The organism is Flavobacterium johnsoniae (genome assembly GCF_001879205.1).
GTDB classification, from domain to species: Bacteria; Bacteroidota; Bacteroidia; order Flavobacteriales; family Flavobacteriaceae; genus Flavobacterium; species Flavobacterium johnsoniae_A.
In genome coordinates this window covers 1-12,249 of the sequence record NZ_MLFK01000005.1, presented here as the reverse complement: position 1 = coordinate 12,249, position 12,249 = coordinate 1, and the positions used below count along the sequence as shown (strand labels likewise).

General features: G+C 35.0%; 13 protein-coding genes. 12 read left to right on the top strand and 1 reads right to left on the bottom strand.

Annotated features, from left to right (window positions below):
• Window positions 1-57 precede the first annotated feature (57 nt).
• From BKM63_RS05280 to BKM63_RS05225, 12 genes are all read left to right on the top strand, one after another.
• Window positions 58-1,584 (top strand): SGNH/GDSL hydrolase family protein, encoded by a 1,527-nt coding sequence (locus BKM63_RS05280; RefSeq protein WP_071635596.1) that lies wholly within the window; start codon window positions 58-60, stop codon window positions 1,582-1,584.
• A gap of 236 nt (window positions 1,585-1,820) precedes the next feature.
• Window positions 1,821-3,332: a F0F1 ATP synthase subunit beta gene (gene atpD, locus BKM63_RS05275; protein ID WP_012022907.1), complete on the top strand. Its 1,512-nt coding sequence runs from the start codon at window positions 1,821-1,823 to the stop codon at window positions 3,330-3,332.
• Between the two features lie 82 nt (window positions 3,333-3,414).
• Complete coding sequence (locus BKM63_RS05270) at window positions 3,415-3,696, top strand: F0F1 ATP synthase subunit epsilon (RefSeq protein ID WP_071635595.1); 282 nt, start codon at window positions 3,415-3,417, stop codon at window positions 3,694-3,696.
• A gap of 202 nt (window positions 3,697-3,898) precedes the next feature.
• A complete protein-coding gene (locus BKM63_RS05265; protein ID WP_071635594.1) occupies window positions 3,899-4,537 on the top strand; it encodes an NAD(P)-dependent oxidoreductase in 639 nt (212 codons plus the stop codon).
• Between the two features lie 78 nt (window positions 4,538-4,615).
• The gene (locus BKM63_RS05260; RefSeq protein WP_071635593.1) at window positions 4,616-5,752 is read left to right on the top strand and encodes an aminotransferase class I/II-fold pyridoxal phosphate-dependent enzyme; all 1,137 of its coding nucleotides are present in this window, start codon (window positions 4,616-4,618) and stop codon (window positions 5,750-5,752) included.
• A gap of 43 nt (window positions 5,753-5,795) precedes the next feature.
• A complete protein-coding gene (locus tag BKM63_RS05255; RefSeq protein ID WP_071635592.1) occupies window positions 5,796-6,206 on the top strand; it encodes a GxxExxY protein in 411 nt (136 codons plus the stop codon).
• A gap of 121 nt (window positions 6,207-6,327) precedes the next feature.
• Entirely contained in the window at window positions 6,328-7,185 is an 858-nt protein-coding gene (locus BKM63_RS05250; protein WP_071635591.1) for a TraB/GumN family protein, read from the top strand.
• A gap of 78 nt (window positions 7,186-7,263) precedes the next feature.
• A complete protein-coding gene (locus BKM63_RS05245; protein WP_431733021.1) occupies window positions 7,264-7,695 on the top strand; it encodes an RNA polymerase sigma factor in 432 nt (143 codons plus the stop codon).
• The gene (locus BKM63_RS05240) at window positions 7,685-8,299 is read left to right on the top strand and encodes a hypothetical protein (protein WP_071635589.1); all 615 of its coding nucleotides are present in this window, start codon (window positions 7,685-7,687) and stop codon (window positions 8,297-8,299) included. Before BKM63_RS05245 ends, BKM63_RS05240 begins: the two co-directional genes overlap by 11 nt.
• A 163-nt stretch (window positions 8,300-8,462) precedes the next feature.
• Complete coding sequence (gene bioD / locus BKM63_RS05235; RefSeq protein WP_071636299.1) at window positions 8,463-9,095, top strand: dethiobiotin synthase; 633 nt, start codon at window positions 8,463-8,465, stop codon at window positions 9,093-9,095.
• Between the two features lie 33 nt (window positions 9,096-9,128).
• Window positions 9,129-10,400, top strand: a complete 1,272-nt coding sequence (bioA, locus tag BKM63_RS05230; protein WP_071635588.1) for an adenosylmethionine--8-amino-7-oxononanoate transaminase — start codon at window positions 9,129-9,131, stop codon at window positions 10,398-10,400.
• Between the two features lie 125 nt (window positions 10,401-10,525).
• Window positions 10,526-11,695 carry a beta-ketoacyl synthase N-terminal-like domain-containing protein gene (locus BKM63_RS05225; protein WP_071635587.1) on the top strand — a complete coding sequence of 390 codons (1,170 nt, stop codon included), beginning with the start codon at window positions 10,526-10,528 and terminating at the stop codon, window positions 11,693-11,695.
• Window positions 11,696-11,760: 65 nt separating this feature from the next.
• Here the strand turns inward: BKM63_RS05225 and BKM63_RS05220 are convergent.
• Window positions 11,761-12,249: T9SS sorting signal type C domain-containing protein (locus tag BKM63_RS05220; RefSeq protein WP_131801192.1), on the bottom strand; the 489-nt coding region annotated here is incomplete at its 5' end.

The following is a 12,249-nucleotide window of genomic DNA, read 5'->3' as shown; positions in this document are numbered from 1 at the left end:
ATTATTTCCTTCATGAAAATAACTTTTGAGGAAGAAATAATTTAAAAATATATAATCATGATAAAAAATTTCAAATGGCTCTTATTGGTTTCGTTGACCTTTGCGGCCTGTAACAGCGACGATGACGCGGTTACTGTTGTAGATTCTTCAGATGGGCAGCCCTTAACTTCCGGTTCTGCCAACTTTTCTAAATATGTTGCATTAGGTGATTCTTTTGCGGCAGGATTTAGTGATAATGCTTTATTTATTAAAGGGCAGGAAGGTGCTTATCCTAATATTTTGGCACAGCAATTTTCATTAGTTGGAGGAGGGGAATTTAAAACGCCTTTTACAAATGATAATATAGGTGGTTTATTGTTAGGAGGGAATGTTGTTGCTGGACCTCGTTTGTATTTTAATGTTACTCCGATTCCGGTTGAGGGAGTGCCAACAACAGAAGTTACAGCTCATTTGGCGGGCAGTTTTAATAATTTAGGAGTGCCTGGTGCTAAATCTTTTCATTTGCTTGCGCCTGGTTATGGTAATCCTGCCGGGGTAGCTGCAGGAACAGCAAATCCTTATTTTGCTCGTTTTGCTTCAAGTGCGACAACTACAGTTTTGGCAGATGCTTTAAGTCAAAATCCTACTTTCTTCTCTTTGTGGATTGGAGGAAATGATGAATTAGGATATGCAACTGCCGGAGGAGATCCAGCGGTAAATCCTTTAACGCCGCCTGCAACTTTCGATGCAGCTTATAAAGGATTAGTTACGCAGCTTGTTGCTGGCGGAAGAAAAGGTGTTGTGGCTAATTTGCCTGTTATTACTACTCTTCCTCATTTCCGTGTGATTGCTTATAATCAACTTACTCAGGCTAATTTAAGTGCGGGAGGCGTTAGTTTGGTAAATACTTTAAACGCTCAATTGTACGGGCCATTGCGCAATGCTTTAGTCTTTTTAGGGCAGGGAAGCAGGATTAATCTTTTGTCAACAACTGGAAATAACCCGTTGTTAATTGTAGACGAGACTTTGCCTGATTTGTCGGCAAGCTTAAAAACTGTATTAATGGGCGGCGGATTAGATGTGACTACTGCCACGGTAATGGGGCAGATTTTTGGACGAGCCAGACAAGCACTGCCTACTGATTTAATTGTTTTGGGCGCTTCTTCCAGAATTGGAAAAGTTCCAAGTGTAGCTCTTGATGGAGTTGCTTCTCCTTCACCTTCTTTATCGCAATTAGGAGTTACTTTTCCTTTGCCGGACAGATATGTTTTATTACCTTCTGAAGTGGCAGAAATTGGAGTTGCTACTGCGGCTTATAATTCGACTATAAAAACAGTTGCCGAAGCAAACGGTTTAGCAATTGTTGATGCAGAATCAATTATGGCAGATTTAAACAAGCCAAACGGAATCACGATGAATAACTTTACATTAAAAGCGACATTTGTTACAGGAGGTATGTTTTCTTTAGATGGAGTTCACCCTTCTCCGAGAGGATATGCTTTTATTGCTAATAAATTTATAGAAGCAATTAATGGTAAATATGGTTCAAACTTAAAAGGTGTAAATATTGGTGACTACCAGGTTTTATTCCCGGCGAAATTATAATTAAAACTTTTTTTAACTTCAAAAAACCGCTCATTTTTAGGATGAAGCGGTTTTTTTTCTTTTATTAAAAAAATGCTGTTTTGGTTATTTTTTGGGTAAGTTTTATGAATCAAACAAAATCGTGGTATTTTTTATGAAAAAAAAATTGATTTTATATTTTAAAAAATTATCTTTGCGCTCTGAAAAAAGAGGTATTTTCGATAAACCTAAATAGCTATTTAATAAATACATAAGTAATGTCAAAAGTAATAGGAAAAGTTGCTCAAATCATTGGACCAGTAGTAGACGTAGTTTTCAACGGTAAAGATGTTGAACTTCCAAAAATTTATGATTCACTAGAAGTCACTAAAAAAGATGGAACGTTATTAGTTCTAGAAGTACAATCTCATATTGGTGAAAACACTGTTCGTACCATTTCTATGGATTCAACAGATGGTTTAAGCAGAGGATATGAAGTAGTTGGAACTGGAAATCCAATCCAAATGCCAATCGGTCCAGACGTATATGGAAGATTATTTAATGTTGTTGGAGATGCCATTGATGGTTTAGGTAATTTACCTAAAACAGGAGAAAATGGTTTGCCTATTCACAGACAAGCACCAAAATTTGAAGATTTATCAACTTCTTCTGAAGTTTTATTCACAGGTATTAAAGTAATCGATTTGATCGAGCCTTACGCAAAAGGAGGTAAAATTGGATTGTTTGGTGGTGCAGGTGTTGGTAAAACAGTATTGATTCAGGAGTTGATCAACAATATTGCAAAAGGTCACGGTGGACTTTCAGTATTCGCTGGAGTAGGTGAAAGAACACGTGAAGGAAATGACTTACTTCGTGAGATGTTAGAGTCAGGAATTATTAAATACGGTGATGATTTCATGCACTCTATGGAAAATGGAGGATGGGATTTATCTAAAGTAGATATGCCAGGAATGAGAGAGTCTAAAGCTACTTTCGTTTTCGGACAAATGAATGAGCCTCCTGGAGCTCGTGCACGTGTGGCACTTTCAGGATTATCTATCGCTGAGTATTTCCGTGATGGAGCTGGATCTGACCAAGGTAAAGATGTATTGTTCTTCGTTGACAATATCTTCCGTTTTACTCAAGCAGGTTCTGAGGTATCGGCACTTTTAGGTCGTATGCCATCTGCAGTAGGATACCAACCAACTTTGGCAACAGAGATGGGGGCTATGCAAGAGCGTATTACATCTACAAACAAAGGATCTATCACATCTGTACAAGCGGTTTACGTTCCTGCGGATGACTTAACTGACCCGGCGCCGGCTACAACTTTCGCCCACTTAGATGCTACAACAGTATTGTCTCGTAAAATTGCTGAGCTAGGTATTTATCCAGCGGTTGACCCGTTAGATTCTACTTCAAGAATTTTAACTCCACATATCTTAGGAGATGAGCACTACAACTGTGCACAAAGAGTAAAAGAGATTCTTCAAAAATACAAACAACTTCAAGATATTATCGCGATCTTAGGTATGGAAGAGTTATCTGAAGAAGATAAACTTTCTGTATCAAGAGCACGTCGTGTACAACGTTTCTTGTCTCAGCCATTCCACGTAGCAGAGCAATTTACAGGTATTCCTGGAGTTTTAGTAGATATTAAAGATACTATCAAAGGATTTAATATGATTATCGACGGTGAGTTAGATCATCTTCCAGAAGCAGCTTTCAACTTGAAAGGTTCTATTCAGGATGCAATCGAAGCTGGAGAGAAAATGTTAGCTGAAGCATAATAATTTGGTTGTTAGTTGTTAGTTGTCAGTTGTTAGAAAGCAACCATCAACCATCAACCATCAACTATTAACTAAAAAAGACATGATTTTAGAAATAGTATCACCAGAAGCAAAATTATTTTCAGGAGAAGTAACATCGGTTACACTTCCTGGAGTTAATGGAAGCTTTCAAATATTGAATAATCACGCTCCTATTGTTTCTATTCTAGAAAAAGGAACTGTAAAAATTGCAGCGCCAAGTTTTAACTTTTCTAAAGAGGTAGCGGGTAAATTTACGAGAGTTAATGACCAAACTTATACATTGGAGATTACGTCAGGTACAATCGAAATGAAAGACAATAAAGTAATTGTTTTAGTAGACTAAGACAATTTTAGAATAAATAAAAAGCCAAACGATATGTTTGGCTTTTTTTGTTTACTGCTTTTAAAATATTTTTTTATTTTTGAAGTATTAAAATCTCTTTATAAAATATTGATTCTTATAAAAGCTCAGTAAGCTTTTATGTTTTCGCTTTATTGATTTCATAAAGCGTAATTATTTATGTCAAATTTTATAAAGAATACATATGAAAAATATATCAAAAACGGCTGTTTTAGGCGGCGGCGGAAGAACTGGAAACTTTCTTGTAAACCAGTTATTAGAACAAGGATTTAGTTTAAAACTTTTACTTAGAAATCCCGAAAACTTTCAAATTCAAAATACCAATATTGAAATTATTCAAGGCGATGCACTCGATTTTGAATCTATAAAATCATTGCTTAAAGATTGTCAGGCTGTTGTAAGTACTATTGGACAGAGAAAAGACGAACCTTTGGTTGCAGGACAAGTAACAAAGAATGTTTTAAAGGCAATGAAAGCGTACAATATAGACCGTTATGTTCTTCTAGCAGGGCTTAATATTGATACTCCGTTTGATAAAAAGAGCCCAAAAACAGTTATGGCAACAGATTGGATGAAAACTAATTTTCCAATTATTCAGGAAGACCGTCAAAAAGCGTACGATCTTTTGGAAGAAAGTGATGTAAACTGGACTCAGGTCCGGGTGCCTTTTATTGAATTTTCAGATGAAAGTTCTGAAATAGCAGTGAGCCTGGAGGATTGTTTGGGAGATAAAATAACTGCATTTGACATTTCGAGGTTTATGATTAAGGAAATGACCGAATCAAATTACAGCAGACAATCGCCTTTTATAAGTGCCATTTAAAATAAATTCCAAAAACAGCGGGAACATCAAAACCCGCTGTTTCTTAATATCAAGTTTCAATTTCATAACTTTGTTTTTATGAAATTACCTGAAAACCTTAATCAAAAGCTCGAGAACAGAAAACAGCATAATTCGCTTAGAAAACTTCCTGTGTTTAATAATCTGATTGATTTTTCTTCTAATGATTATATTGGTTTTTCAAGATCAGAATCGATTTTCAAACTTACTCATGCTTATCTGCTCGAAAATGAAATTTTTCAAAATGGCGCAACAGGCTCGAGATTGATTTCTGGAAATCATTCGTTATATCAAATTACAGAAAATTTTATTGCTCAATTTCATGACGCAGAATCAGCCTTAATTTTTAATTCGGGATATGATGCCAATTTGGGTTTTTTTAGCGCTGTACCGCAAAGAAATGATGTTATTTTGTACGATGAGTTAAGTCACGCCTCTATCCGGGACGGTATTCTAATGTCAAATGCCAAATCCTATAAATTCAATCATAATGATTTTGAAGATTTAGAACGTTTAATTCTCAAATTTCCAGATGCAAATATTTATATAGTGACGGAGACTGTCTTTTCTATGGACGGCGACAGCCCGAATCTGGAAGAATTGGTACAGCTTTCTGAAAAGTACAATTGTTATATTGTTGTTGACGAAGCACATACTTTAGGTGTGTTTGGCGAAAAAGGAGAAGGACTGAGTCAGTATTTAGAACTCCACAACAGAATTTTTGCCCGAATCATGACTTTTGGGAAAGGGCTGGGATGCCACGGCGCAGTGGTACTCGGAAGTCCGGAACTTAAAGAATATCTAATAAATTTTGCCCGAAGCTTTATTTATACCACCGGATTGTCACCGCATTCTGTCGCTTCTATTTTAACAGCGTACCAGCAATTGGAAATTGAAAAAGAAGCTATTCAAAAACTACGTCAAAATATTGTTTTCTTTAATCAGCAGAAGAATTTGTTGGGGTTAAAGCCCATGTTTGTACGTAGTAAATCGGCCATACAATCAGCAATTGTTCAGGGAAATGAAAATGTAAAAAAGTTGGCGCAGCAACTACAAGATAAAGGTTTTGATGTAAAACCAATTCTTTCCCCAACAGTTCCGGAAGGTCAGGAGCGTCTTCGCTTTTGCATCCACAGTTATAATTCAGAGGAAGAAATTATTTCGATATTAGAATTATTAAGAAATTACGTATATTAGGCCCGCCGATTGGAACGAATTAAACGGGTTTACACTGCGTAAAATGTCTGACTTATTACATAAAGAGAAATCAAAAACTATTCTTAAAGTATTTTATGATGTTTATAACCAATTAGGTTATGGCTTTTTGGAAAAAGTTTATCAGAACGCGATGTATTTTGAACTAAAAGCGCAAGGTTATAAAGTTGAAGCGCAGAAACAAATTAAAGTATACTTTAAAAACCAATTAGTGGGTGAGTATTATGCTGATTTAGTTATTGATGATGTAATTATAATAGAACTAAAAGCTTGTGAATATTTGTTAAGTTCACATATTGCCCAACTGATGAACTATCTTAAATCGACAAAAATAGAAGTAGGTTTACTTCTCAATTTTGGAGAAAGCCCTGATTTCAAACGGTTAATTTACACAAACAATAGAAAACAAAATTTAATTCCGCGTCAATCCGTTTAATCAGTAAAACCAGTGGGCTAAAAATAAATGTTAGGTTTTTTTGTAACGTTTCGACAATTCCTATACTTACGAGTTGTAATTACAAAATGAGTTTCATTTATCAACCTAATTCATCTCAAAAATGAAAAATTTATTCAAGTTATTTATAGTTACAATACTTCTTTTTGGAGCAAAAACTCAAGCTCAAACATCCCCAAAATTAGAAAACTCACTATTATGGGAAGTTTCCGGAAACGGACTTTCAAAGCCTTCTTATTTATACGGAACCATACACATGATTTGTTCTCCGGATTATTTCTTGACTGATAAAACAAAAAAAGCTTTTGAGTCTTCAGAAAAGGTGATGCTGGAAATTAATTTCTCGGACCCAAAAGAAATGTCAGAAATGCAGCAATTGGCAATGGGAAAAGAACCTTTAAGCAAAAAACTAAGTCCTGAACAATTAACTAAGTTGGATGCTGTTTTGAAAAAAAGTACCGGAATGACAGTACAGCAAGTAGACAGTTTTAGTTTGCTTACTGTAATGAGTTTGATTTCGATGAAAACTTTTGGCTGTACCGATTTAAAATTCTATGAAATGGAATTTATTGAACAGGCCAAGAAAAGAAATATCGAAATTGGCGGACTTGAAACGGTAAAGGAGCAGTTTGGGATACTTGAAAATGCCTATTCAAATGATGAAATGATTGCTATGCTTGATGAATCGACTCCAGATGAAACAGCAAAATTAGTTGCTGCCTATAAAACTGAAAATATCGATTTGTTGTATGATTCTACAACCGATAAAAAGTTCACAAGTGAGAAAACAAAAAAGATTATTCTGGACAGCAGAAATTTAAACTGGGTAAAAAATATGCCTGAATTAATGAAGAAACAAAGTATTTTTTTTGCAGTAGGATCAGGTCATTTGGCTGGAGAATTAGGAGTTATTAATTTATTAAGAAAAGCAGGTTATACAGTAAAACCAATTCTGAAGTAAAAGATTTTGAAAGAAAGGGAACAAGAATTTTTAAATCGCATAGAAAGTCACAAGGGAATTTTGTACAAAGTTTCGAAAATGTATATGGATACTTATGACGATCAGCAGGATTTATTTCAGGAAATTATTTGTCAGCTCTGGAAATCGTATGATTCTTTTAGAAACGAAAGTCAATTTTCTACCTGGATGTATCGCGTTGCGGTAAATACGGCGATTGTTTTTCTAAAGAAAGAAAAGCGGAAAGTGGATAAATATGACATCGCTTCAGATAACATAAAAGAGGAGGAAGGGGATTCTCAAATTAAAGAAAGCCAGATCGAGCACTTTTACAAAGCAGTTCAAAAACTGGAAAAAATTGACAAGGCTATTATTTTTTATCAGTTAGAGGGATTTTCACATAAAGAAATTGGCGATAACCTTGGGATCTCTGAAGGAAATGCAAGAGTAAAACTCAATAGGGCAAAAGAAAAACTAAAAGAAATAATTAAAAACCAAGGATATGGATTTTAACGACATACAAAATGCCTGGAATAACGAGAAGACGGATAATGTTGTTGTTCCTAATAATTTAGAAAAAATACAATTGGCAAACACGCCTTTAGATAAAATTAAAAAAAATATCAAGAATGAATTTATATATCAAATCATATCGATTTTGATAGTAGCGTTTGTTCCTTTAATCTATGATTTTGCACCCAAAATGGTTTTCTTCTATTACTTAATTTATAGTTTGTATGTCGCGGTTTGTACTTATTATTTAGTAAAACTTTATTTTTTCTATAAAAGACTAAGTGTAATTACATTAAAAACTAAAGATAGTTTGTATGAAACCTATTTTGATATTAGACTGAATATGGAATTGTATAAAACCTTTGGATTTGCCCTCGTGCCTTTTTTAATTTTGTATTTGGTAGGATTTTACCTTTATGCATTTTTAAAAATTCCAGGTTTTTTTGACCATGAATTTACCAGCGGACAATTGATTACATTCTTTTTTATTATTGTTTTCTGTGTTCTTTTTATGGGAATTTCTTTAGAATGGTGGGTTCATAAATTTTATGGAAAGTATGCCAGAGAAATTAAAAAAGTAATAGACGAATTAAAAGAAGAATAATAAACAGAACCCATCGTAATGATGGGTTTCTTTTTTTATTGGTATTTTTGCTGAAGGCCCGAAGATAAAACAGATGAAGCAGTTTTGCGCTGATTCTTGGTTTTGGACCGATGTAAAATGTAAAAAATCCGTGTTTATCAGTGGCATCCGCGGTGTAAAACTTATGAAAATATTTGTAACAGGAATTTCAACAGATGTTGGAAAAACAATTGCTTCTTCGATTATTGTCGAAGCTTTAGAAGCTGATTATTGGAAACCTATTCAGGCTGGTGATCTGGATAATTCAGATAGTCATAAGGTTCACTCCAGAATCTCAAATAAAAAAACTCGGATTTTGGAGAACAGTTATAAATTAAACACACCGGCAAGTCCGCATTTGGCCGCAGAGATTGATGGGGTTATGATTGAGTTAAATCAAATTCGGGAACCCCAAACAGCGAATCATTTAGTTATAGAAGGTGCGGGCGGTATTTTTGTTCCGTTAAACGAAAAAGAAACAATCATCGATTTAATAAAAGCAGATTATAAAATTGTTGTCGTTTCAAGACATTATTTAGGAAGCATCAATCATACTTTGTTGACCATTGAAGCAATTCAGAATCGGGGTTTTGAAGTGGCTGGAATTATCTTCAGCGGAAGCGAAAACAAATCAACGGAAAGTTTAATCTTGAATAAAACCAAAATAAAATGTATTGGAAGAATTGATGAAGAACCATATTTTGATCAAAACGTAATAAAAGAATACGCCGATTTATTTAGAGACAATATATTGGCTTTGGGAAAATCTAAAATCTAACCCCGAAGCTTCGGGTCTACAATCTGAAATCAAATGACATTAACAGAAAAAGACAGTCAATATTTATGGCATCCTTATACACAGCACAAAACTGCACAAGCCCCAATTGCTATTACAAAAGCAGAAGGAGCATTGCTTTGGGATGAAAATAACAAAGAGTACCTTGATGCAATTGCTTCCTGGTGGGTAAATCCGTTTGGGCATAGCAACAAATTTATTGCCGATGCAATTTATAAGCAGCTAACAACTCTGGAGCATGTTTTGTTTGGAGGTTTTACGCACGAACCGGCTGTAAAAGTGGCTGAAAAACTAATAGATGTTCTGCCTAAAAATCAGCAGAAGATTTTCTTTTCAGATAATGGCTCAACGGCTGTTGAAGTCGCTATAAAAGTGGCTCTGCAGTATTTTTTCAATAAAAATGAAAAACGGACTACTATTATCGCTTTTGAAAATGCTTTTCACGGCGATACTTTTGCGGCAATGGCGGCAAGTGGTATTTCGTTTTACACACAGGCATTTCAGGGTATGTTTATAGATGTGGTTCGAATTCCGGTTCCGGTAAAAGGACAAGAACAGATCAGTTTTGAGGCGCTGGAAAATACAATCAAAAACCACAATTGCGCCGGATTTATTTTTGAACCTTTGGTGCAGGGTGCGGCCGGAATGGTGATGTATGAACCAGAATCTTTAGCAAAGTTAATTCAGATTTGCAAAGAAAATAAAGTCCTGACAATTGCCGATGAAGTAATGACAGGTTTTGGAAAAACCGGAAAAACTTTTGCAATGGATTATGTTTCAGAAGAACCGGATATGATCTGCCTTTCAAAAGCATTAACCGGCGGAACAATTCCAATGGCGATAACGACTTTTACCCAGGATATTTTTGATGCTTTTTATGACGATGATATTAATAAAGCACTGTTTCACGGACATACTTTTACGGCAAATCCAACAGGTTGTGCAGCAGCTTTAGCAAGTATCGAATTATTGCAGACCGATGAAATGCAGCGTAATATTGAAAGAATAAATAAAAAGCATTTAGATTTTCAAAAGAAAATGGAAAGCCACCCAAAAGTTTTAACGGCCAGAACTTTGGGGGTTATTTTTGCGGTTGAAATAAAATCAGATTCAAACGAAAGTTATTACGGATCAATGCGAACCAAATTGTATAATTTCTTTATTGATAAAGGCGTTGTTTTAAGACCGGTTGGAAATATCGTTTACATTTTACCACCATATATAATGACGGACGATCAGCTTCAAAAGGTATATAATACAATTGAAGAAGCTATTGAAATGGTGTAATTTGCCCATTGATTTAACGGTTTAAAAGAATAAACACAAAGAAAATAATCTATCAGTGTAAATCTGTTGAACCGGTGTCATCCGCGTGCCATTTTTTTACAGACCTTTGCGCTAAATAAACTATTGTGAATACACCAAAAATTGCCATAACTGCTTTTTCATCTATTTCTCCGTTGGGGAATAATAGTGATGAAGTTTGGGAGAAATATCTCGATAAAAAGCATTGTTTTACAAAGCTGTTTTTAGATCAGCAGGAAACTTCTGTTGCGGCTTTAAATGCTGAATCGAAACGCATTGTAACCGAATTAAGAGATTCTGATATTAAATACAAGTTTCTGGATGATTCTGTGTTATTTGCTATTGCGGCTTCGCGAAAAGCAGTTCACAATGCAGGTTGGAAAACAAATGATGTTTTCGGAATTAATATTGGTTCTTCAAGAGGTGCCACAGATTTATTCGAAAAACATTACAAAGAATATCTTGAAACCGGAAAAGCACAAACTTTAGCTTCTCCAACAACTACCTTAGGAAATATTTCATCTTGGATTGCCCACGATTTGCAAAGCACCGGTCCGGAAATTTCGCATTCAATTACTTGTTCCACGGCACTTCATGCACTTTTAAATGGTGTGGCATGGTTAAGATCAGGAATGGCCGATAAATTTTTAGTGGGAGGAAGCGAAGCCCCTTTAACTGATTTTACAATTGGTCAGATGCGGGCTTTAAAAATTTATTCTCGTCTCGATCAAGATGTAGATTCGTGGCCGAATTTAGCTTTTGATTTTGAAAAAACGCAAAACACCATGATTTTGGGCGAAGGTGCCGCCGTTTGCTGTTTAGAATCGGGTGAAAAAGAAAATGCAATTGCTTATATAACCGGGGTTGGGTACGCCACAGAAATTTTAGAACATAATATTTCTATTTCTGCAGAGGCAGATTGTTTCCAAAAGTCGATGAAAATGGCTTTAAGAGATATTGATTTAAAAAGTGTCGATGCGATTGTAATGCATGCTCCGGGAACTATTAAAGGAGATTTGACAGAATTGCGTGCGATTGAAAAAGTATTTGGTTCAGAGTTACCTTTATTGACCACAAATAAGTGGAAAATAGGGCATACTTTTGGCACATCGGGATTGTTGAGTTTGGAACTGGGACTGCTCATGATACAGCATAATAACTTTATAGAAACACCATTTTCGAAAAAGACAAATCAAGAGAAGGAAATTAAAAGAGTTTTAATAAATGCCGTTGGTTTTGGTGGAAATGCGGTGAGTATTTTAATTGAAAAAGCATAGATTATTTAAATAAAAAAATCCATCTGATTTGACAGATGGATTTTTTATAATTGGGAAAGTGATTTTTATTTAAAGATCACTTTTCGGGTTACTTCAGCATTGTTTTCAAGCGTAACTTTTACAAGCAGCACCTGATCTGCTGACTGCAGGTTTGAAATTGAAAGTTCCGTAATGCCGACTTTCTTTTTATTGTAAATCAGTTTTCCTGTAATGTCGAAAACAGAAACTTCTTTAATGTTTTCTTTTGCAGAAGTTACTTTGATTACTTTATCTTTTACAGAAACCAGAAGTCCGTCCTTTACATTTTCAAAATCACCTGTTCCTAACGTTTTATTGGTATAACGAAGCGTGAAACGATCTTTAAAAGTTCCTATTTCCGTTTTAAAAGTATAATCCCCGGCTTTTAAATCTGAAATAATTCCGGTTTTTTTATCTTCCAGATATACTTCCTGACTGTTAAAAAGTCCGTCAGCATGGTCAATAGAGATCGTAAAATCTCCGGCAATTGTTGTTTTGTATCCTAATGGAATTACGTCACTGTTCTCAAACGGAAG

Coding starts and splice junctions, on each gene's coding strand:
- BKM63_RS05280 (WP_071635596.1), top strand. CDS start 58: ATGATAAAAAATTTCAAATGGCTCTTATTGGTTTCGTTGACCTTTGCG.
- atpD (WP_012022907.1), top strand. CDS start 1,821: ATGTCAAAAGTAATAGGAAAAGTTGCTCAAATCATTGGACCAGTAGTA.
- BKM63_RS05270 (WP_071635595.1), top strand. CDS start 3,415: ATGATTTTAGAAATAGTATCACCAGAAGCAAAATTATTTTCAGGAGAA.
- BKM63_RS05265 (WP_071635594.1), top strand. CDS start 3,899: ATGAAAAATATATCAAAAACGGCTGTTTTAGGCGGCGGCGGAAGAACT.
- BKM63_RS05260 (WP_071635593.1), top strand. CDS start 4,616: ATGAAATTACCTGAAAACCTTAATCAAAAGCTCGAGAACAGAAAACAG.
- BKM63_RS05255 (WP_071635592.1), top strand. CDS start 5,796: ATGTCTGACTTATTACATAAAGAGAAATCAAAAACTATTCTTAAAGTA.
- BKM63_RS05250 (WP_071635591.1), top strand. CDS start 6,328: ATGAAAAATTTATTCAAGTTATTTATAGTTACAATACTTCTTTTTGGA.
- BKM63_RS05245 (WP_431733021.1), top strand. CDS start 7,264: ATGTATATGGATACTTATGACGATCAGCAGGATTTATTTCAGGAAATT.
- BKM63_RS05240 (WP_071635589.1), top strand. CDS start 7,685: ATGGATTTTAACGACATACAAAATGCCTGGAATAACGAGAAGACGGAT.
- bioD (WP_071636299.1), top strand. CDS start 8,463: ATGAAAATATTTGTAACAGGAATTTCAACAGATGTTGGAAAAACAATT.
- bioA (WP_071635588.1), top strand. CDS start 9,129: ATGACATTAACAGAAAAAGACAGTCAATATTTATGGCATCCTTATACA.